Source organism: Coleofasciculus sp. C1-SOL-03 (genome assembly GCF_040220555.1).
Classification (GTDB): domain Bacteria; phylum Cyanobacteriota; class Cyanobacteriia; order Cyanobacteriales; family Coleofasciculaceae; genus Coleofasciculus.
Window position 1 is genome coordinate 98907 of record NZ_JAVJUO010000024.1, and the last position, 21023, is coordinate 119929.

Annotated in this window: 21 protein-coding genes; 5 read left to right on the forward strand and 16 right to left on the reverse strand. The window is 44.4% G+C overall.

Annotated elements, in window-relative coordinates; genetic code table 11:
• Positions 1-112: 112 nt before the first annotated feature.
• Positions 113-1495 carry a tRNA uridine-5-carboxymethylaminomethyl(34) synthesis GTPase MnmE gene (gene mnmE, locus RIE73_RS03820; protein WP_446399921.1) on the forward strand — a complete coding sequence of 461 codons (1383 nt, stop codon included), beginning with the start codon at positions 113-115 and terminating at the stop codon, positions 1493-1495.
• A gap of 248 nt (positions 1496-1743) precedes the next feature.
• Positions 1744-4077, forward strand: coding sequence for an adenylate/guanylate cyclase domain-containing protein (locus tag RIE73_RS03825; RefSeq protein WP_446399922.1), 2334 nt, complete (start codon positions 1744-1746; stop codon positions 4075-4077).
• A gap of 28 nt (positions 4078-4105) precedes the next feature.
• On the opposite strand, the gene RIE73_RS03830 is transcribed toward RIE73_RS03825, so the two are convergent.
• The 13 genes from RIE73_RS03830 to RIE73_RS03890 form a co-directional block, all read right to left on the reverse strand.
• A complete protein-coding gene (locus tag RIE73_RS03830; RefSeq protein ID WP_446399923.1) occupies positions 4106-5014 on the reverse strand; it encodes a ribose-phosphate diphosphokinase in 909 nt (302 codons plus the stop codon).
• Between the two features lie 86 nt (positions 5015-5100).
• Complete coding sequence (locus RIE73_RS03835) at positions 5101-6045, reverse strand: diguanylate cyclase (protein ID WP_446399924.1); 945 nt, start codon at positions 6043-6045, stop codon at positions 5101-5103.
• Between the two features lie 154 nt (positions 6046-6199).
• Complete coding sequence (locus RIE73_RS03840; protein ID WP_446399925.1) at positions 6200-6421, reverse strand: CHAT domain-containing protein; 222 nt, start codon at positions 6419-6421, stop codon at positions 6200-6202.
• Between the two features lie 54 nt (positions 6422-6475).
• Entirely contained in the window at positions 6476-6625 is a 150-nt protein-coding gene (locus tag RIE73_RS03845) for a WD40 repeat domain-containing protein (RefSeq protein ID WP_446399963.1), read from the reverse strand.
• The gene (locus RIE73_RS03850) at positions 6622-6843 is read right to left on the reverse strand and encodes a hypothetical protein (protein WP_446399926.1); all 222 of its coding nucleotides are present in this window, start codon (positions 6841-6843) and stop codon (positions 6622-6624) included. Before RIE73_RS03850 ends, RIE73_RS03845 begins: the two co-directional genes overlap by 4 nt.
• Before the next feature lie 65 nt (positions 6844-6908).
• Positions 6909-6998 (reverse strand): 4-Cys prefix domain-containing protein, encoded by a 90-nt coding sequence (locus tag RIE73_RS03855; protein ID WP_446399927.1) that lies wholly within the window; start codon positions 6996-6998, stop codon positions 6909-6911.
• A 158-nt stretch (positions 6999-7156) separates the two neighbouring features.
• The gene (locus tag RIE73_RS03860; RefSeq protein ID WP_446399928.1) at positions 7157-7390 is read right to left on the reverse strand and encodes a hypothetical protein; all 234 of its coding nucleotides are present in this window, start codon (positions 7388-7390) and stop codon (positions 7157-7159) included.
• Positions 7391-7683: 293 nt separating this feature from the next.
• Positions 7684-7872 carry a hypothetical protein gene (locus RIE73_RS03865; protein WP_446399929.1) on the reverse strand — a complete coding sequence of 63 codons (189 nt, stop codon included), beginning with the start codon at positions 7870-7872 and terminating at the stop codon, positions 7684-7686.
• Between the two features lie 152 nt (positions 7873-8024).
• Positions 8025-8483 carry a hypothetical protein gene (locus RIE73_RS03870; protein WP_446399930.1) on the reverse strand — a complete coding sequence of 153 codons (459 nt, stop codon included), beginning with the start codon at positions 8481-8483 and terminating at the stop codon, positions 8025-8027.
• A gap of 124 nt (positions 8484-8607) precedes the next feature.
• Positions 8608-8841, reverse strand: coding sequence for a hypothetical protein (locus tag RIE73_RS03875; RefSeq protein WP_446399931.1), 234 nt, complete (start codon positions 8839-8841; stop codon positions 8608-8610).
• Between the two features lie 185 nt (positions 8842-9026).
• Complete coding sequence (locus RIE73_RS03880) at positions 9027-9239, reverse strand: hypothetical protein (protein ID WP_446399932.1); 213 nt, start codon at positions 9237-9239, stop codon at positions 9027-9029.
• A 19-nt stretch (positions 9240-9258) separates the two neighbouring features.
• Positions 9259-10416, reverse strand: a complete 1158-nt coding sequence (locus tag RIE73_RS03885; protein WP_446399933.1) for an eCIS core domain-containing protein — start codon at positions 10414-10416, stop codon at positions 9259-9261.
• 26 nt (positions 10417-10442) lie between these two features.
• Positions 10443-12455 (reverse strand): ATP-binding protein, encoded by a 2013-nt coding sequence (locus tag RIE73_RS03890; protein ID WP_446399934.1) that lies wholly within the window; start codon positions 12453-12455, stop codon positions 10443-10445.
• Between the two features lie 306 nt (positions 12456-12761).
• Here RIE73_RS03890 and RIE73_RS03895 point away from each other — a divergent pair, with 306 nt between their 5' ends.
• Entirely contained in the window at positions 12762-14156 is a 1395-nt protein-coding gene (locus RIE73_RS03895; RefSeq protein WP_446399935.1) for a glycine-rich domain-containing protein, read from the forward strand.
• A gap of 70 nt (positions 14157-14226) precedes the next feature.
• On the opposite strand, the gene RIE73_RS03900 is transcribed toward RIE73_RS03895, so the two are convergent.
• The gene (locus RIE73_RS03900; protein ID WP_446399964.1) at positions 14227-15099 is read right to left on the reverse strand and encodes an alpha/beta fold hydrolase; all 873 of its coding nucleotides are present in this window, start codon (positions 15097-15099) and stop codon (positions 14227-14229) included.
• Between the two features lie 384 nt (positions 15100-15483).
• Between RIE73_RS03900 and RIE73_RS03905 the strand changes: the two genes are divergently transcribed.
• On the forward strand, positions 15484-16629 hold the full coding sequence (locus RIE73_RS03905) for a response regulator (protein ID WP_446399936.1): 1146 nt from the start codon (positions 15484-15486) through the stop codon (positions 16627-16629).
• A gap of 425 nt (positions 16630-17054) precedes the next feature.
• Here RIE73_RS03905 and RIE73_RS03910 read toward each other — a convergent pair whose 3' ends face one another.
• Positions 17055-18485 (reverse strand): hypothetical protein, encoded by a 1431-nt coding sequence (locus RIE73_RS03910; protein WP_446399937.1) that lies wholly within the window; start codon positions 18483-18485, stop codon positions 17055-17057.
• A gap of 646 nt (positions 18486-19131) precedes the next feature.
• On the opposite strand from RIE73_RS03910, the gene RIE73_RS03915 reads away from it, so the two are divergent.
• Positions 19132-19398 carry a hypothetical protein gene (locus tag RIE73_RS03915; protein WP_446399938.1) on the forward strand — a complete coding sequence of 89 codons (267 nt, stop codon included), beginning with the start codon at positions 19132-19134 and terminating at the stop codon, positions 19396-19398.
• Here the strand turns inward: RIE73_RS03915 and RIE73_RS03920 are convergent.
• Positions 19390-21012, reverse strand: a complete 1623-nt coding sequence (locus RIE73_RS03920) for an alpha/beta hydrolase (RefSeq protein WP_446399939.1) — start codon at positions 21010-21012, stop codon at positions 19390-19392. The genes RIE73_RS03915 and RIE73_RS03920 overlap by 9 nt on opposite strands.
• Positions 21013-21023 lie beyond the last annotated feature (11 nt).

Genomic DNA, 21023 nt, shown 5'->3' on the forward strand with positions numbered 1-21023 from the left:
TTACTTAATCAGAGATCCCCCCTAGCCCCCCTTCAGAAGGGGGGAACAAGAAATCTAGCTTCTCTTAAACAGGGGCGAACAACAAATTAGGAAAGGGTAGGGTAAGCAAACGATGTCTGAACAGTTTGTCCAAGGTGAAACAATAGCCGCGATCGCAACTGCTGTCGTTCCCCAACAGGGGAGTGTAGGGATTGTGCGGGTGTCGGGTGAAAATGCCCTAGAAATCGCCCGTCAACTATTCCACGCACCAGGGCGTCAAGCTTGGCAGACTCACCGCATTCTCTATGGGTATGTGCGTCATCCTCAAACCCAACAGATCGTGGATGAAGCCCTACTTTTAATTATGCAATCCCCTCGTTCTTATACTCGTGAAGATGTGGTTGAGTTCCATTGTCACGGTGGGATTATGCCTGTGCAGCAGGTGTTGCAATTATGTCTAGAATTAGGTGCACGGTTAGCCCAACCGGGAGAGTTTACCCTGCGGGCATTTTTGAATGGGCGCTTAGATTTAACCCAAGCCGAAAGTATCGCTGACTTAGTGGGTTCTCGTTCCCCCGCCGCCGCCCAAGCTGCATTGGCGGGAATGCAAGGAAAACTGGCTGTACCGATTCGCCAACTCCGGGGGACGTGTTTAGATACTTTGGCAGAAATTGAAGCCCGCATCGACTTTGAGGAGGATTTACCGCCTTTAGATGAAGCCGGAATCGTCTCCCAACTGCAACAAGTCTTAACCGATATTAAGCAAATTCTCGCCACCGCCGATCGCGGTCAATTATTGCGAACAGGCTTAAACGTCGCCATTGTCGGGCGTCCGAATGTGGGCAAATCCAGTTTATTGAACGCCTGGAGTCGCAGCGATCGCGCGATCGTTACCGACTTACCGGGTACAACTCGTGATGTGGTAGAGTCGCAGTTAGTGGTTGGTGGTATCCCCATACAGGTTCTAGATACCGCCGGAATCCGGGAAACCGTCGATCAAGTCGAGAAAATTGGCGTTGAGCGATCGCGCCGTGCGGCGGAGGTGGCTGATTTAATTGTACTGGTGATTGAAGCCACAACGGGATGGAGTTCAGAAGACCACGAAATTTATACCCACGTCAAACACCGTCCCCTAATTTTAGTGATTAATAAAACCGATCTCGCCCCCGCTGATTCGGTTTCCTATCCCGATAGTATTGACCGAGTAATTACAACCGCCGTTACTAAAAATGAAGGGATTGAGGCATTAGAACAAGGGATTCTGGAAGCCGTACAAACCGGAACCATTCAAGCGGCTGATTTAGAGTTAGCGATTAACCAGCGACAAGCCGCCGCCTTAACCCAAGCCAAGGTAGCACTGGAACAGGTACAAGAAACCATTTCCCAGCAGTTACCTTTAGATTTTTGGACAATTGATTTACGTGGCGCGATTCAAGCCTTAGGTGAAATTACGGGGGAGGAAGTAACGGAATCCGTACTTGACCGGATTTTTAGTCGCTTTTGTATTGGCAAGTAAGGGTTGATTTGGGGGAGATGGGGAAGCTGGGGAAGCAATGTAGAGACGTAGCATGCTACGTCTGGAAGCTGGGGAAGAAAATTACCAATGAACAATGAACCATGAACAATCAGCATAAGACATAAGACGAATGACGTAGCTTGCTTCTCGCGAAGCGAGTATGACATAAGACGATCCCAGTAAATAGCGATATAATAGAAGTTTTACCTGACCCCCTTGCCCTGCTGTTGCATTCTTCTTTGAGTATTTTGGAACCCAGGAACGAGGAATTAGACCAGCCCATCCAACCCCCAAGCGCCACAGGAGGCTTAGGCGAAGATCAGTTTGCCCTCGCCTTTCGCTTGTCTCCCAACGCCATGGCAATCAGCACCCTGGCTGATGGACACTTGTTGGCGGTCAATGATCGATTACTGAATCTGATCGGGTATCAACCAGACGAACTGATTGGCAAAACCACAGTCGAATTAAAATTTTGGGTGCATCCCGATGACCGTACTCGCTTTATTCAGCAATTACAAACTCAGGGAACTATTCAAAATTATGAATTCGATTTCCGTCTCAAGTCAGGACAGGTAAAAACAGGATTATTATCGGCAAATATTATTAACTTCGGTGGACAAGACTGCTTACTCACTGTTATTAACGACATAACTGAACGCAAGCAAGCAGAAGAACAAGTGGCACGTCTGGCTAAAATGAGCCAAGCCATTAGTAGCGCCGCTGATTTTCAGAGTGCCTTGGATGTCGCCTTGCATCAAGTCTGCGAAATTACAGGCTGGAGTTATGGCGAAGCGTGGATTCCCGCGACGGATGGTATGGCGTTAGAATGCAGCCATAGTTGGTATCGTAAATGTACGGATATCGATGGTCTAGACACAGCAAACTTCGACCAATTTCGAGAGTACAGTGCCGCCTTAACCTTCTTACCCAATGAAGAATTACCCGGACGAGTCTGGCATCAAATTCAGCCGGAGTGGGTTGATGATTTAGCGACGTTTTCAGATGACCTTTTTCTGAGACTAGAACTCGCTGTTCAATGCGGATTCAATTCAGCCTTTGCCGTACCTATTGTTACACCAGCATCAGAGCAAGAATCCGTTTATGTCTTAGCTGTACTGGTGTTTTTTATGGCAAAAAAATACCCACCTGACCATCATTTTTTTGAGCTAGTCACGGTTATTTCTAATCAGTTAGGTAGCGTGATTCAGCAGAAAAAAGCAATCACCGAGATGCAAGCACTTTTTGCCGCCTTGACGGATGTGGTGCTGGTGATTGATGCCTCAGGACAATGCCTAAAAATTGTTCCCACTAATCCCCTGAGTGACTACAAACCATCAGCGGAAATTGTCGGTAAAACGTTACATGAACAGTTCCCAACCGAGCAAGCTGATTTTATTCTCCAAGCGATTAAAGAGGCTCTTTTAACTCAGCAAACTGTTAATATTGACTATCAGTTGACCGTTGCCGGACGAGATAATTGGTTTGCCGCTAATTTATCGCCGCTTTCTCATGATAGCGTGATTTGGGCAGCACGGGATATTAGTGAAAGTAAATTGCTGGAAAATAAGCTGCGAACTTCGGAAAGCAAAATGCGCCTTTTTTTTGAGGCAATGAATGCGATTGTTTTAATTATTGATGTTCAAGACCATACCATCGCAAATATCGAAATAGCGCCGACGAATCCCACCCGCTTCTATGACTTTTACATTGACCCAATCAACCAAACAATCGAATATCTTTTTCAAGAGGAAACGGCTCAGGATTGGTTAGATAAAATTCAACAGGCGCTAACCACTCAGCACACGATCTATTTTGATTACAGTCTCCAAAGTGAAGACAATACAGTATGGTTTGCCGCCAGTATTTCGGCAATTTCTGACCAATCGATTATTTGGGTGGCGCGTGATATTACCGATCGCAAGCAGGCAGAAGCGGCGTTACAGTTAGAGCAAGATAAGTCAGAGCAGTTATTACTGAATATATTACCTGAACTGATTGCCCGTCGGCTGAAGCAAGATCAGAGGGCGATTGCGGAACATTTTGATCAGGTGACAATTCTGTTTGCCGATATTGTTGGATTTACGCCGTTATCAGCACGTTTGCAACCGATTGAACTGGTGAATATGCTGAATCAAATCTTTTCTACGTTTGATCAGCTAGCGGATCAGTATGGATTGGAGAAGATTAAAACCATTGGTGATGCCTATATGGTTGTTGGCGGTTTACCCCGTCCTTTAGACGATCATGCCACAGCGATCGCGCAGATGGCGTTGGATATGCAACAAGCGATTCATGAGTTCCAAAAGCAACAGGGGGAGTCGTTTGAAATTCGCATTGGGATTAACACCGGATCAGTCGTGGCTGGTGTAATTGGTCGGAAAAAATTTATCTATGATTTATGGGGAGATGCGGTTAATGTTGCCTCTCGCATGGAATCCTCAGGAGAACCGGGTAAAATTCAAGTTACCGCTACTACATACCAACAGTTACAGCATAACTTTATCTTTGAACAACGGGGTGCCGTCAAAGTTAAGGGGAAAGGCGATATGACGACCTATTGGCTTCTGGGTAGGCGGAAATGATATTAAAACTAGATTTTGTAGGGTAATATTATTCATCCTTTCTGATCATTTGGGCAATAAGAGGGGCAACTGAGACAATCTGCAACTGAGACCAATTTTCCGCGTTAATTGATATCGTATCCGTCGCCAAAATCTGTTGGATACTGTCATGACTTAGTTGCTGGCGGGCGTCTTGAATAAACAGCCCATGAGTAACAGCAACCGTTATCTCTGGGCGGGCACCCGCATCGAGTAAGGCGTCTACCGTCTTGGCGATTGTACCCCCGGTGGAAATCAGATCATCTATGATCAGACAGGGGCGATCGCGCACTTCTCCAACGATCCGCGTTACCTGAGTTTGAGTCCCACTTTGTCGTTGCTTATGCACCACAACCACAGAGGTATCCAGGATTTGGGCATAGTCCGTCGCCATCGATACCCGTCCCGTATCGGGGGACACCACCACCACATCAGCAGGCAAGCGATCGCGCAGGGTTTCGCCTAAAATTGATACAGCCGATAAACTATCCACAGGAATGCGGAAAAAGCCCTCAATCTGGGGTGCATGTAAATCCAGAGTAATCACGCGATCGATCCCCACAGTCTGCATAATCTCAGCCACCATACTGGCGGTAATCGGTTCGTGACAACCATGGCGCTTATCCGCACGGGCATAGCCAAAATAGGGAATAATCGCCGTAATTTGCCTCGCGGCTGCCCGACGACAGGCATCTGCAAATGCTAAGAGTTCCATCAGATGGTCGTTTACGGGGGGAGAAGTGGACTGGACGATAAACACCGACTTCTGCCGCACCGACTCCTGTAATTGTACCGTGACTTCTCCATCGGGGAATTGCTGCGCCGTACAATTTCCCAAGGGTATATTTAAGTCTTGGGCGATCGCTTTAGCTAATCCAGGATTCGCTCTACCTGCAAATAAAATTATATTATTATTCATCGACCCTCTCTATTTCTATCAACTCTTTTATCTTTACCGCAGCCGCGAATATCCTAAATCTGCTAGAAGTTAGATGCAGGCTTAACCTAATGCAAGACAACCCGATTGTATCCCTGACTCTTGGCGTGATAAAGTGCTTTATGCGCTCGTTGAATAATTACCTCAATGTTGGAATCGTCTAATTGATAACTCGCTACACCAACTGTTACCGTCATTTGTACCTGTTTATCGCCAATTCCAATGGTAATTTGTTCGAGTCGCTTTCTCAAACGTTCAGCCACACGCATCGCCCCAGCACTATCCGTTTCTGGCAGTAATGTGACAAACTCTTCGCCGCCACATCGTCCACAATAATCGGCTTCACGCAATGAACCAACGATGCTTTTGGCTACACCCTTAAGGACTTCATCTCCCATTGTATGCCCATATTCCTCGTTAATCTGTTTAAAGTTATCAAGATCAATCATCAGGATAGATAAGGAACGCTTGTACCGACAGGCGCGATTAAACTCCTGATAGCCAATCGTTAAAAAATGACGGCGATTCCAGAGTCCTGTTAGTGGATCAGTACTGGCTAATTTCCTCAACAATTTCGTTAATTTTTCCTGTTCTTGAACCAATCGATTCAATTGTTTTTGAGTCTGCTTCAATTCTAAATGGGTGCGGACACGAGCCAGTATTTCGGCTGGATTAAAAGGATGAGTAATGGTATCGGCGGCGCCTTTCTCAAAGGCTTCAATTAAATACTCTTGTTCACGAATCGTCCGCATCAGGATAATTGGACTTGTGGTTAGGGGCGGGGGAGACTTAAGATGGTCGCACAACTCTAACCCACTCGTTTTTGGCATGGTTAACGCCATAATGATTAAGTCAGGCTTGTCAAGTCGTACCCGCTCAATCGCGTCCTCTTCGTTGCTAGCAGCAATTGTTGTGTAGCCTTCGGTTTCTAAAATGACATGAAGAATTTGTAAATTATTGGGATTATCATCAACAATCAAAATCAGGAAGTTTTCCGGACAAAAGTTTTTCATTGGTCATTATCCCTCACCCTCGACTATCTTGATATTTTATCGGATAGGAAGGCAGCGCCACCTTAGCCCGTCAAGCTGCGAATTTTTAACCAATCCTTCAGTTTATCCGATGCTGACGAAACAGGAATAACCAACGATGGAGAAGACGATGAATTTACCAAGGACTTCCAATCAGGGTAAATGCTGCCCAATAATAGGGATGGCAGAGAGACTTGTCCTCTTGAGTTTCTAATGTTGGCGGTAACCGAACAGGTTGTCCACTTCCCCGTAATTGTCCCCCTTCTAAGCGCACCTCTCCCTTGATCATCGCTAATTGTGCTTGGCGTAAGGCTTCGGCTTTAATCGGATTGGAAAAATTCTCCATCACCTCCCTCATCTTCCCCATCTCCCCCCCTTCCCCCTTCCCCCTTCCCACTCCCCACAGGTCAGGCTAACCAGGCTGCCAAATTTTGACTTGACCATTTAGACTGCGACTAACCATCGTTTCTCCATCAGCACTCATTGCCACAGCAGCGACACCCTCTGGATGTCCTTCCAGGGTATTGACTAATTCTCCAGTTTCCAGATTCCAAATAGTCAGCGCTGGGTCACCACTACCTGCAAATCGACTGAAGCACTAACAAACTTTGTGTTTAACTGGCGAATTGGGCGACCTGTGGGTAAATGCCAAATTAGAGTCGTAGCCCCCCTACTCGTGCGATCTAGATCACCATTAATAATCAGCATCTGATTATCGTGGCTAATGACGAGTCGTGCCAACGTAACATTAAACTTAGAACGTAATGTTTTAGTCTTCAAATCCCATAATTCTACGAGATGATGTTTATGTGACGATTACTTGTTCCGGTTCAGCCTTCAAATATCTAATAACAGCTTCGACCACAATTTTGACAAACCTCTGCATCGATAGGATTTTGGGGATTCTGACAGTTAAAATTGAGGCAATATCGCATAGGCAATGACTAAAAGAGCATAGCTGCTAAAGACCGTGCTTTTTGATTTAACAGGCATGAGTGAACAAAAGTTTCGGATTTGCCTGAGAGTTTCCCACAGACGTGATCGCATCGGCGATATACTTGCCTCGGCAAATGGGTATAATCTACCCGTTTTATTATTCCTTTATCAACTGCTTCATTGATTCGATTATTTTTTTTATGCTTTTAATATTTTCTTCGCTTTCCTGCATTTTTTCTTGGTAGAGTGAACCTTCACTAGTTACTTCAACAATGACTAAAATTATCGCCATGGATGAAACAATCCATTTTAACCATTCCTTCCCGGTTGAATTAGCAATAATTAGGCTAATTCCCAGTACTGACCATAACCATGATTGAGGTATATTCATATATGTCTAACCTAAACGACAGCTATATTTATAATATATGGTTAACCTAACTAAGTTGTACAAATAAAATTAACCTCAAAGCCTTAGCCAGCATAGCTAGCAATGTGTCGCTATTATACAAAAGAGTTAGACGCGCTAAGTAGGTGGACACAATTAAAATGAACGGTGGAGAACTCGCTGCCCTTGAGAAGCAAGCTACGTCATTCGTCTTTTGTCAGAGTTTGGGTACTATTTACAAAGCTTAATACAGTGCTGTATTCTTTTGTCCGACTAGTTATAGCTTGTAAAATTACTCAATTGTTTGTCCTTTCATTTCTGGTTTTCATACTGTCCTCTAAATTTTTAAGTTCGACTTCTATTTCTCTTATTTGATCTGATTTGGCAATTAAAGCCCTACGTAACTTTGCATTTTTATAAAAAAATAATAGCAGAGCTAAAATATAAAAACCTATAAGTATAATCCACTGTTCAGTTTCTGTCATTTTTTTTACTCTCCGGTAGATAGGGTGATAATGAAAAGTTATTGAATTTGGTCAAAAGCTTGCTGAATAATGTTTTTTCTGTTAATTGTTCACTGTTCACTGTTTCCTGTCCCCGAAAAACTTATACTACAAGTATTGAAAAGCCTATACAATTACGTTGTTAGGGATTTCAAATACTCAATCTCCTTAATTAAACTATCTAGTTTATGCAAGTGCTTATGTATTACTTTTTGATCGGAAGAGGATAGGGTTTTCATTCGATCACGTACACAATAGCCGTAAGCTATTAATGTTCCCGCTAAGGTGGTCAGAGACCTAGCACACTCAGCGCTATACAAACCATGGGTTAAGCAATCTATAGAGACACCTTCAATAGCTCCCAAAATAAAAACACCTAATCTTAAAAAACATCGACCCATTGCTTCTTCAGGAGTTTCTCTGAATATATTTATAGGATTTAGAGTACTCGCAACGCTTCTTACAGGAGCTAGTAGAGATTTAATATCTTCTATAATTATCGGCAGTGGACGAGGGGCGCGATCTCCTGTTTGTGCAGTTTTATTTCCATTAAAGGTATCAAGTTTTCCGATCGAATGCTGCTGGTACATCATTGACTTCGACTTGAACTCCCATTAATCTCCTCAAACCCACCGCTGACGTCATGAGACATTCTTTATTTTAGGGTGGAATGAGAATTTGCCGACTGCTGAAATTTTCGGCTAACGGTTAATTTGATTATTCCTTTATAAACTGCTTTATTGATTCAATTCTTTTTTTTATACTCTTGATATTTTCTTCGCTTTCCTGCATTTTTTTTTGGTATAATAGTCCTTCACTAGCCACCTCACTAATGGCTAAAATTATCACAATTGATGAAACAACCCATTCCAGCCATTCCTTCCCCGTTACATTAGCAACAACTATGCTAATTCCCAGTAATGGCCAGAACCATGATTGACTTATCCTCATACTTACTTATCGACCTATAATTATTATAATTTAAACTAAATCTATATTTAATTTTAGCGTTTAAGGTTGCTCAATCATCTATAGCGCTACACGCTGGTGTATTGACACATGAGAAATGGAGGCTTTATCAGGAGTGCTTTAGAACATTTGTACTGTAACTACGCGAGAGTGTACTGCTATATAATTTATTTTCTAGTTTTAATAATTTTCTCTAAATCCTTAAGTTCGTGTTCTATTTCTCGGATTTGATCTGATTTTAAAATTAAATCCTTACGCAACTTGGCATTTTTATAAATAAACACTAGCAAAGCTAAAGTATACAGACCTATAATTACAATCCACTTTTCATTTTCTGTCATTATATTTTTAGGGAAATCATTAAGGGGTTCATGAATCAAATCCTCTCGCTATATCTAATTACTCTATTGCGGGTGTCCAACATTCAAGTTCTGTCATGAGACTATTTAATTTTTGTAAGTGTTGTCTTATTACTCCTTGCTCTGAGCGGCTTAGGGTGTCCATTCGCCTACGTACACAATAACCGTAGGATACTAATATTCCCAAAAGTGTTGCCAGCTTTATACCACAATCAATGGCATCACCCTCGCCCGCGCATGTTCTACTGGCATCGGCGAGAGCCGGAAGAATCGCCCACATATACTCTCGAAAGCATTTACCTAATGCCTCTTCGGGAGTTTCTCTGAATATATTTATAGGATTTAGAGTACTCGCAATGCTTCTTACAGGATCTAGTAGAGATCTGATATCTTCTATAATTGTATTCGGTGAACGACTAGGATTGCAATTTCCGGCTTGTGCTACTTGATACCCATTAACACCATCGACTTTGCCGATCAAATTCTGCTTCTCTTCTTGCTCACACTCAGAACATTTCGCCTGTGCCGACTCTCCATTCCTTTTCACTTCAGATCCCTGGAAACCTTCCACAATCTGACCATTAACCAATCGAGCCGAAATTCTGTCAGCATCCTGCTCATAAGCCTGACGATTTCCCTCGGTCAGATTAAAACCCTGTACCTGTCGCTGTGCCACATGACCCAATTCATGCTCCAGGGTTCCTGACTCAGCCTTACCGGAAACCGCTACCCTGGTGCCATTGGTCAAACCTTGAAGTCCTGCCTTGGCTAGACTAGCATCCACTTGAGATCCCTGATGTAATCTGACATGACTCAAACTCACTCCCGGCATCAACTGCTGGTACTTCGCCATCAGTCCTTGGGGTAATGCACTGCCAGAACCAGCAAATATGGTGGAGAGGTCAGCTTGCTGCTGCCAATCTCCTTTTCCTTGTTCTGTCAACTTCTGTTCTTCTACAGGAGTTGCCTGTAAACTCGATGTTCCAGAGTTACTATCATCCCCTTGCCTTAAAGTCTGAAGTACATTATTCAACATCCCATCCCGTGACTTCGCCATCACGCTACGGTTTTCCTTGGCAGGTGACGCCACGTCCTCTGGGCGAGACTGCACCGCATTTACTCCGCCTTTTGCCTCTTTCTTGGTTGCCCATTGCGCCACAGGCAAACTGGATTTTTGGATTTTATCCTGCTGATACATGATTCACCTCAACGATTTCTATCAATTCAAACCCAACCCTGAAAATCCGCACTGACGATTACCTTGCCAATCTTTTTACACTCCACTCGTGCCGCATCTAAGATATGCCCCATCGTCACTGCCGTCTTGTTTTGCGCCGCCGCAAACGCAGCATTCAGGGCAACATTCTGGATACTTCCCCCCGACAGCGGCACCTGTGCCAATTTTCGATAATTCAACCCCTTAGTTGGCGTGGCTTGAGGAAACACCCGCTGCCAAATCTGACACCGACAAAGAGCATCTGGAAAGGGAAACTCAATTATAAACCGCAACCGCCGCTCAAATGCCTTATCCATCGCCGTTTTCAGATTCGTGGTTAGAATCGCAATTCCCTGATAACTCTCAATCCGCTGCAACAAATAACTCACCTCTTGATTGGCATAGCGATCGCGCGATTCTTTCACTTCCCCTCGTTTACCAAACAAAGCATCCGCCTCATCAAACAGCAGTACCACACCTCCCATCTCTGCTGCATCAAAAACCTGCGCCAAATTCTTCTCCGTTTCGCCAATATACTTACTCACCACCGCACTTAAATCGACGCGATACAAATCTAACCGTAGTTGAGCCGCAATAATTTCCGCTGCTGTCGTTTTCCCTGTGCCACTTGCACCATAAAATAAAGCACTAATCCCCAATCCGCGTTCCCGGTTGCGGTCAAATTGCCAATGCCGATACACTTGCGGGCGCAGTTGGGCTTGAGCCACAATATCTCGTAGTAGCTGCAACTGTTGTTCAGGTAAAACCAAATCTGAGAAACTGCCCCGACATTCAATTCGCTGCGCCAAGGCATCTAAGTGCGGACGGGCTTGGGCGCGACAGGTATCCCAGAGTTGTTCGGAAACTGGAGAGGGATTATTCTCCCCCTCTTCCCCAACCGTTAAGGCATGGGTACAAGCGGCAACAATCCCCGGTGCTGAGAGATTGAACTGATAGGCTAACGCCTCTACCTGCCCATTTAACGACTCACCCGCTGTCCCTAATTGTGCTAGCCAAATCGCCTGTTGTTCCTCCAGCGTAGGTTTCGGCACATCAAACGTAATCGGTGAACGTTGGGGGGAAAATAGCCGTTCCCGACTGGCGACAATTAAAGGAGTTTGCAAATTCTCTAGCAGTTGGAGAAATACTTGCCGTTGTAAACCATCCGCCCCATTCATCTCCTGACAGTCCAGTAACAGGATACTATTGGTTAACCGTGCCGCTCGTTCCCAGCGCTGCATCAGTGCGGTTAAACTCCCGGCGGTGGATAATAAACCGGGTGTAGCGGTTAGGGTAGTCAGAGACACCTGCTTTAAATGACACCCTAGCAACGCACAAATCGCCGCCGCCACCGACTGTTGATCAGATATCTGAGTGCCACACAGTTGAATGACTGGATAACTCGATACCGCCGTTGCCTGTAACCAAACTTGTACCACCTGTTGTGCAATCCCTTGATGGGAGGGCGGTAGGGGGAAATCGGACTGAGGCGCGACTGGTTTAATGATTCCCTTTAATTGGGGATCGACATACGCTTCCCCCAACAAATACAGCAGGATACTCTCATCAATCCGCATCGGACTCAGGGTAAACGCCCGCCCTTGTTCAATCTCAATTAACTGCCAATGTCGCAACGCCGCATCAGCGGTAAACGCCTGCCAACTCGCCTCCGGCAAAATACGCGATGCCAAATGAGGTGTAGGGAACGTCCACTGTTCATTCCCCTGCGCCTCGGCACATAAGCGCCCAATTATCGGGTCTAATTCCATCGCCGCACATAATAGCAGCACATAGCGCTCAAACCGCGATAGTCCCAAGGCACGACAAAGCTGAGTTAAGGCGGGTGGCTGGAATACCTTGACCGCTTCTTCTAGGTTCGGTGAAAACGCTAGTTCCTCGTCAAGAGGTTGATTTCTCAGTTGCGCCACATACCGTTCCAGGATCTGGCGCACCATCCCGACTGTGGCACTCAGGTTAACCAGGTTATCGATTCTGAATTGATCGGCTACCGCTTGTCCCATAACAGTTTGTATTACCCCTGTCTAGCAGACTAAATGAAGGAAAAAACAAAGTCAATAGGATGAATTTCATGAATGAGTTATTTCATACATCAAGCGATCATCCTGACTTTTCCCGACATTTACCATCCTAAAACCTCCTCAAACCTATATATGATGCAGAAATACCTGACTTTTTCCCAGTCGAAGACAATAGAATTGAGTGGTAAACTTATTAACACAAACAACAGGGTTACTATCAGAGAATTACCTAAACCATTCACTCTCCCTATTTGGGGAACACAAACTTAACTTTTTTCCTTATATCCTATGAACCATCAACAGGCAGAAATTTATCAACGAATTCAAGAATTTTCCTTAGACGAACCCCAGGCTCGGTTAACCTTCAGCAAGCGATTAGCACGCGATAATGCCTGGACAATTGAGTATACTCGACGGGTCATTGACGAATACAAAAAGTTTGTTTTTCTGGCTATCGTCGCCGGACATCCCGTGACTCCATCTGACCAAATCGATCAAGTTTGGCATTTACATTTGACGTACACCAAATCTTACTGGGATGAGTTTTGTCCAAACGTTCTGCAAACTCCCCTGCATCACAATCCCACAATCGGCGGTCGTCATGAGCAAGATAAATTCAATAATTGGTATAACAAAACGCTAGAGAGTTATCAACATTTCTTTGGAGAGCCACCCACCGATATTTGGCGTCCCACTCACATTCGCTTTGGGCAAGATCTTTATTTTGTTCGAGTTAACACTCAGACTAACTGGATTTTACCCAAGCCTCGGTTGAATTTTTCGTTGAATTTCCCTTGGCGATACATTGCCATTTCGGGTTTATTTTTGTTTCTGGCATTAGGGATTACAGGTTGTAGCTTATCTTTGGACAACCTCTCGAATCCTCTAAATCTTGCCTTACCTGAATTTGTGTCGTTTTATTTGTCGGCTGCACTCATTGCAGTTTGTATCGAAGCCCTCGTGTGTTTGGCGTTTCTCCCTTTTGGAAAAGCTACCCTCATTGCTGCACCTTTAGGTTCATTCCTGACTTTTTCGTTATTTCTTATAGGAATCATCAAGTTAGCGACAGGACTCTCCACGTTCCATGGAACAGAATTTCTCAGCTTTTATTTACTCGCTTTAGTGCCGGGGCTTATCTTAGACAGTTCTGCTCAGTTGTGGATAAAGTTTAAATTAATTTCTAAGTCTAAATTAAGACTATGGCAAGAGGATGTATATTTGGGAAATTTATCGGGTAACTATAAATATTCTCTAGCTTTTTATAAGGCAACAAGGCTATTGACTATTCTCTCCCTAAGCTTATTCTCTTTTATAGGAATTACCAGAATCAGTATAGGGATGGTACGCAGTCAACCCATTGGCTATCTATTGGTTTTGTCGCTGCTGGTCGGTAGCTATTTACTGTTTCGACCTTTTTTCTTGTCTGAACATCGGTTAATCAACCTAATGGCTTGGCTGGTTAGTTTATCTTTATTGGCTGTAATCTTACTGGTTGTGATTATTGTTCCCTTTGGTTTCTTTCTTGTCATTGGTATTTTAGTCATTGCTTTTTATTTGAATAATCAGCTTTCTCCAGGCAGTAGTCGTTCCAGTGGTTACCGTAGTAGGGGTGGTAATAGCGGTGGTGGCGGTTGTGGTGGTGGTGGCGGTTGTGGTGGCTGTGGTGGTTGTGGCGGTGGATAAATTCTCACAGCCAGCAAACACTGGCGATCGCACCTTTATCTATTGATAAAAAGTTAAGACCGAATCACGATTAGCCGACAAAAAAATCTAACAGCGCTTGGGCTGTCTGTTGCGGCGCTTCCTCGGGTAGAAAATGACCGCAGTCCAACGCCTGACCCCGAACATCGATCGCGCGATCGCGCCAGGTTTGCAGGACATCATAGCGGCGTTGCATGACCCCTTTTGCGCCCCATAACACCAATAGAGGACATTGAATCTTCTGGTCAATATCTGCTTCATCGTGGTCGAGATCAATGGAGGCGGCGGCGCGATAATCCTCACAAGTGGCGTGAATCACAGCAGGTTGACTAAAGCAGCGACTATATTCCGCCATCGCCGCTTCGGTGAACCCTGTCTGTGTTGCACTCCATTGGTGTATCTTGGTTTTCAGGTAAAATTCTGGGTCTGCACCAATCAGTCGTTCGGGAAAATCATAGGGCTGGATTAGAAAAAACCAATGTTCGTAAGCTGTGGCTAATTCTTTATCCACCGTTTGAAAAATCGTTCGGGTGGGTACAATATCTAAAACCGCCGCTTTATCAACTCGGTTAGGATGGTCAAGCAGCAGGCGATGCAACACCCGTCCGCCGCGATCGTGTCCAGCAGCGAAAAAGCGCTTAAAACCGAGGATATCCATCAGTTCCACTTGGTCTTGGGCAGTTACCCGTTTAGAATAGGTCAGATGGGCTGGATCAGAGGTGGGTTTATCGCTGTCACCATAGCCGCGCAAATCGGCACAAATCACGGTGAAGTGCTGTGCCAGAACGGGTGCAATCTGATGCCACATTACATAGGTTTGCGGATAACCATGGAGTAATAATAGAGGATATCCTGCGCCACCCATCACCAGATTAATCGTGGTGTCTGAGGTGGTAATTCGATGCTGGGTAAATTGCTCAAACATACGTGCTAACGGGGAATAAGTAGACAAATCTTAACTAAGTACGTTAGTTTATAGAAAGCGATGGTGAAGCTCGCGGTTACAACTGAGCTTTTGTCATGCAGAACTTAGTGAAGTACAGCGTAACATCTGGTGAGATTCTTCACTCCGCTATCGCTCCGTTCAGAATGACAAATTTGACTGCGCGAAGTATAATTCAGACCATTTACGTTTCAAGGCAAGCATCTACTCTTCTAGTGCATCGGTTCCATCTTTGAATCAGATGCTAATTCTTTTGACAAAGAATACTAGCAGTGACCTGAAACTCTCGTGTTATCACGTAGGTCGGGAAGCCGCTTGTACTAGGTCACAAATTTCTATTTATAAGAAATAATTTAATTATTACGAATGAACTTAACCCGTCTAATTCAAGAGTTAAACGACTATAGTAAACATGGAAACGGAGAGCTAATTCTAAAAAACTCTCAGGCATTTTGGACATTGTACTTGGTTCGGGGTCAATTACTTTATCCGAAGAGTAAACATCATCCCGTGAGACGCTGGAACCGGGCAATCAATCAGCATCGGTCGAATTGGCACTGGAGGGCTGATTACTCCCAGTTTTCCGACAATCCTAGTTGGGAATGTCAGCTCATCGATCGCGGATTGAGCCAAAAACAACTTAGCCTGATTCAAGCCAAGTTAATCATTCGCAGTCTCGTGCAAGAATGTTTATTTGAACTCACGCCTTACACGGATTTGGACAGAGACTGGAAACCCACCCAAACGGCGATATCGACATTTTGCAAAGTTGTTGCCTTATCCAGCAACGAAATACAAACGATTCTGGGTACAGCCGAGCAAATGCAGCAACAATGGCAAGCGGCTGGGTTAAGTCACCTTCACCCCACGCTGGCTCCTATTTTACAAGAGGGAGTAGACACTTCAGAGTTACCGATTGAAGACAAGTATCTCAATGGAAAATTAACCTTGTGGGATATTGCGGTTGAGCGAAATCAATCCATCATTGATTTAACTCAGTCTTTGATGGGTTTGACTAAACAAGGGATGCTCAAATTTCAAGACGTTCCTGATTTGGCATTACCCACGAGCAACGAGAATGTGATGGATACTCCAGTAGTTGCTGATAAAAAGCCACCGGAAATCAAGCCAACTCCAGTTGAAACTAAAACCCCGTTAATTGCTTGCATTGATGATAGTCCGGTGTTAACGCTCACGTTACGCAAGATTTTAATTCCCAATGGATATCAAGTGTTGAGTATTCCCGAACCAATGCGAGGCTTCTCCCAACTGATTGAACATAAGCCCGATTTAATTTTGCTTGACCTGCTTTTGCCCAATGCTGACGGCTATAGCATTTGTAAGTTTCTGCGAGACACGCCTGTGTTTAAAAAGACACCGATTATTATATTGACGGCTAAAAATACATCAATTGACCGGACTCGCGCTCAACTTGTGGGTGCAACCGGGTTTTTAGCTAAACCGCCTCAAGCTCAAGAATTGTTGGATATGGTACAGCAACATCTGGGATAAGGGAGAGAGCAGGAGAAGCTGGGGAAGCTGGGGAAGTAGAGACGTAGCATGCTACGTCTGGGGAGCTGGGGAAGAGGATTACCAATGAACAAAGGACGAATAAGGATGAATGACGTAAGTAGGTTGGTGGAAATAAACTTAACTAGATTAAGTTATGTAAACAAACCTCAAACCCTTACTGTTCCCTGTTCCCTGTTCCCTGTTCCCTGTTCCCTGTTCCCTGTTCCCTGTTCCCTGTTCCCTAATCTCCACCGCTAACTTGAATTGTGTCCACCTACTTAGCTTGCTTGGCGCTTCGCGAGTTCTTCACCGTTCACGTTAATTATGTCCACCTACTTAGCTGTTCAGTTATTTCTGCCTGCTTGCACTAGGTACCCGACTTCTCTGAGAAGTCAGGTATCTTATGGGTGAGTTACAACGAGTGCCTAGTAGAGGGATTTGATATCAACTTTGAAATGGGCAATTAGGGTCATCCGTTCGTAGGACAAGAAGTACAGATGCAACAGGTCTGAATTCTCCTGATCCCGGTGCATGGCGACGCCAGCGAGCGCAACTTGATGATTGTTAATCCACCCGCCCTTAGAATCCAGTAATCCAGCGAAATAAGGACTTTTATCGGGATGGTTGGTTTTCAGTTCTTCGTAGTCTTGATAGAACGGAGGAATGCCAATTCCTAAAGGCATATACAAGCCCTTATTATATTCCTCTACAGGTAACTGCGGTAGGTTTTTGATATCAACGCCACTGATAAACAATTTGTTTTGTTCTCCGGATTTCGTATCTGTGAACGTTAACTCCAGTTCCTGTAAGGTTTCATCGACACCTACAGGGTTAATATTCCGGAGAACGGCTTTGTCAAATTGACCAATGCGCCAGTATTCATGTCCCCAGGGTTTATCCGTATTATAGTATCCAGGGGGAACAAAAGAGCCAAATTGAATCTCATGTTCACCGCTATAGAAATCGCCCCAGGTTTGTAAGTTATTGGCGAGAACGGTGCGGACTTTGCGGACTTGCTCACCGGACGCAATGATTTTTTCATCTAGGGGGAAATCGGCTTGAACTTCTTGCTCATCGATGACATCTCGCAGCAAGTCAGTCTTGACAACAGCGCCACTAGGATCTTGCCAATGTTCTAAGCGTCGCCAGTGTTTCCAGTAGGAGATATTGTTGATGTCTTCAAAGACTTCTTTGTACAGTCCATGGGGAAAGTCAAACCATCCTTGGTAGTAAAGCTTTTTATTGCCGTCTTCTTTGGTGGTGAGAATGACTTCCCACAGTCCACCATTGATGCAATTATTGGCTAGGGCGATTTGATAGATGTTTTCTTCTTCAAACCCGTCACCGCCACTAATTTCAATATGTTCGGAATCCGCTGGGAAACTGATCTGTTGGCGGTTCCATTCGCGGTTAGTAAAGGCAACGACTTCTAAGCCTTCATCGTTTTTAGTCCATTCGGGGACTTTCGGGGTTAAAAGTTCTAAATCAATATTTTTGATCACAATTTTAGCCGTGTGATCGTTATTCGGCTCCAGGACAAAATCGAAATGGTTGTCATCCCGTTTAACCACGGTTAAGGTACGGTCGTTATAGCGGCGGAATTTTTTACTTAAACCTGATGTGTTGGCGGGATATTGAGTATTGGTTAATTCTTTTAGATTAACCTCCATTGCATCGCTGACTTTATATCGAGTGGTTTGTCGATAGGCTAATCCAGCCCCTCCTAAACCAATTACACCAATACAGACAGCAAGCGTGCCAATTAAAATTTTATTCTTTGTTTTCTTACCTGTTTTGCTCTTACTTGAATCGCTGTGATGCATTTGGTTGTCTTGAGGCAAAGCAGAGTTGGACATGCAAGTTTCCCTGGTTTTTTCATTCTGAATAGCATATTAACCAATAAGTTTTAAGTTTTGCAACCCTTTTGTCTATCTTTTCTTTAAATTCATCATTTCTTTATAAACATGACAGTGTTACTTTACAGTTCCTTTATATAAAAAATTAGGGGTCTGAGTCCGTTAAATCGCTACATATAGCCTATTTTAGGATAGCGACACTACATATAGCGCTTTAGTCAAATGACGGCAAACAACCGGAAAATGGCGGAAAACCCCGAAAAGCTGACAATAATTGCTGGTTTAGTCCAGATTCTCTGCCTTGAGGTAGAAGAGAAAATTGTAAAGACGCCTCAAAATATAATTCAGTGAATACCCAGGAATTAAAAATAATTATTAAGTGAATATTAATATTTTACTTATTGTGATATAATCCTATTTTTTACTTGTTAACTTAGACATTTGTCGGCATAATTTAGATGGTTTTAGTATTACACTTCTAAGGCTAAGACAAGATAGTTTGTGATGAAATGTAACATATTAATATACTTTGCGATATACGTATCTTAGACAATACAAGGGTTGTGAACTTGTCCTCTGAGTTATTCCTACGCAGAGTAGGGTGTAAGACAGATAGACCAAAAATGGAAATTTTTGTATTACACAGGTGTGTCGGGTGTCGGGTGTGGGGTGTCGGGTGTCGGGTGTGGGGTGTCGGGTGTCGGGTGTGGGGTGTCGGGTGTCGGGTGTCGGGTGTCGGGTGTCGGGAAAAGGCGATAGAATCACCGAAAATGTACCATTGCTCCCCCTGCTCCCTCTGCTTCCCCTGCTCCCCCTGCTCCCTCTGCTTCCCCTGCTTCCCCTGCTTCCCCTGCTTTTAGCGCTTAAGTTGACACCAATGGCGTGTCGGGTGAGGGGGTTAAGCTTAAGTTAACCGATGTTCCAGACACTGAAACCAGCGCGATCGCACAATCCAAATCCCCACCCCAATCGGTAACACTAGCAATAGTCCAAACACTTCCAGCGCGGCGATTCCCTGACTGGCAACTTGACCAATATCCGCACGGCGCTGATCTAATAAAACGATGAGTAGCACCACCAAAACTCCGATTAATCCGGCGTCTTTTCCAGAGACTTTACCCAATCCAGTTACAGTTAGCGGACGACGTAACCATTGCACTAGCCAAATTCCGACTTTTTCCACCCCGCTTAAAATGATACCGGGTTGGATTAACTCACATCCGATGATCAGAAACAAGAGCCAACTTGGTTGTAACGTGAACGTGTACGTCTCTAAAACAGCCACTTTCATGGCGATGCCATAGTTATAAACAATAAAAATAATCCATTGCAGTAAAAATTGGGGAAATTTGAGCCATGATAGGGGATGATGCCACAATTCAACCGCACCCCGAAGTAAACCCGATAAGCAGAAAGCGGCTAATCCTAAACTGACATACAATCCGGTAATTCGTACCGCTTGGCTAATCTTTCCCGGATAACGCAAACTATAATTACTGACCAATTGCAGCAGGCTACACAAGACTAAGAGATTACTGGTTCCGGCTATCCAGCATATAAGGAGAACAATCCCCCAAAATCCAGTTACACTGTATCTAATTTTTGCTTTTGATCCTTTCTCCAAACCTCTCTCCTGCAAGGATAAAGGCTGTGAATTCTGCCAACACAGAACGAGCCAAACTCCCCCCACAATACTGCCGCTAACTGTACCAATCCCGCCAACAATAAACCAGGGAACTATTAACGGCTTCTCTTGAAGCGGTAGATCAAAAGCCTGTTGTGTCCAACGAATCACTTGACGGATTAATTTGGGGTCGTAGGGTGCAGTAAAATGATCGGTTGTCTCAGAGATAACTAACCGACGTGCCGTTCCGTTCTTAAAATTATTACAAACACCATCCGGACAAACCGTTTGCCACATTTGGCGCAACTCTGACGGCGGATTCAGTTGTTCGTATAAGCCAACACCGAGGAAGAGATTGTTGGGAATGGTGGGAGTGGCAAATCCACTGATACTCAGAACAACCGTGGCTTGTAGTTGAGACTCAAGTTGAGCTAATTTTAATGCCGTGGTTCCTCCCATGGAATGACCCGCAATGCCAATCCGTTTAGCATCAAACTGAGAGGGATGTAATCGCACAAAATCTAAGACGGCTTTAGCATCGGCTACTGTACTGGCTTCTAGACTGTGAATCGATTTATTGTGCATCCCCACAGAATAGGATTCTCCATAGCCGCCAAAGTCAAAGGGAATGGCTGCAATTCCATGTCTGGCTAATTCTATCGCTAAAGGCGTCATGCTTTCTTTACTGGCATTCACGCCATGGCATAAAATCATCACAGGTTGGGGTTTCGGTGTCGTTTTGGGCGTATAAATGCGAGTGATTAAATTCTGTTTAGCGTTGATTGGAATCGCGACGGATTGAGATTCAATCCCAAGCGTTAGATTAAAACCTGTCCATAGCAGGAGTCCTAGACAAACCAGGAATAAACTTAATCCTAACCTCCGGTAATAACGCTGATTCATCCCCTTCCATC

Excerpts from the sequence above, each read along its gene's own strand:
- mnmE (WP_446399921.1), top strand. The coding sequence starts at position 113 with ATGTCTGAACAGTTTGTCCAAGGTGAAACAATAGCCGCGATCGCAACT.
- RIE73_RS03830 (WP_446399923.1), bottom strand. The coding sequence starts at position 5,014 with ATGAATAATAATATAATTTTATTTGCAGGTAGAGCGAATCCTGGATTA.
- RIE73_RS03835 (WP_446399924.1), bottom strand. The coding sequence starts at position 6,045 with ATGAAAAACTTTTGTCCGGAAAACTTCCTGATTTTGATTGTTGATGAT.
- RIE73_RS03840 (WP_446399925.1), bottom strand. The coding sequence starts at position 6,421 with ATGAGGGAGGTGATGGAGAATTTTTCCAATCCGATTAAAGCCGAAGCC.
- RIE73_RS03855 (WP_446399927.1), bottom strand. The coding sequence starts at position 6,998 with ATGCGATATTGCCTCAATTTTAACTGTCAGAATCCCCAAAATCCTATC.
- RIE73_RS03860 (WP_446399928.1), bottom strand. The coding sequence starts at position 7,390 with ATGAATATACCTCAATCATGGTTATGGTCAGTACTGGGAATTAGCCTA.
- RIE73_RS03865 (WP_446399929.1), bottom strand. The coding sequence starts at position 7,872 with ATGACAGAAACTGAACAGTGGATTATACTTATAGGTTTTTATATTTTA.
- RIE73_RS03870 (WP_446399930.1), bottom strand. The coding sequence starts at position 8,483 with ATGATGTACCAGCAGCATTCGATCGGAAAACTTGATACCTTTAATGGA.
- RIE73_RS03875 (WP_446399931.1), bottom strand. The coding sequence starts at position 8,841 with ATGAGGATAAGTCAATCATGGTTCTGGCCATTACTGGGAATTAGCATA.
- RIE73_RS03885 (WP_446399933.1), bottom strand. The coding sequence starts at position 10,416 with ATGTATCAGCAGGATAAAATCCAAAAATCCAGTTTGCCTGTGGCGCAA.
- RIE73_RS03890 (WP_446399934.1), bottom strand. The coding sequence starts at position 12,455 with ATGGGACAAGCGGTAGCCGATCAATTCAGAATCGATAACCTGGTTAAC.
- RIE73_RS03895 (WP_446399935.1), top strand. The coding sequence starts at position 12,762 with ATGAACCATCAACAGGCAGAAATTTATCAACGAATTCAAGAATTTTCC.
- RIE73_RS03900 (WP_446399964.1), bottom strand. The coding sequence starts at position 15,099 with ATGTTTGAGCAATTTACCCAGCATCGAATTACCACCTCAGACACCACG.
- RIE73_RS03905 (WP_446399936.1), top strand. The coding sequence starts at position 15,484 with ATGAACTTAACCCGTCTAATTCAAGAGTTAAACGACTATAGTAAACAT.
- RIE73_RS03910 (WP_446399937.1), bottom strand. The coding sequence starts at position 18,485 with ATGTCCAACTCTGCTTTGCCTCAAGACAACCAAATGCATCACAGCGAT.
- RIE73_RS03920 (WP_446399939.1), bottom strand. The coding sequence starts at position 21,012 with ATGAATCAGCGTTATTACCGGAGGTTAGGATTAAGTTTATTCCTGGTT.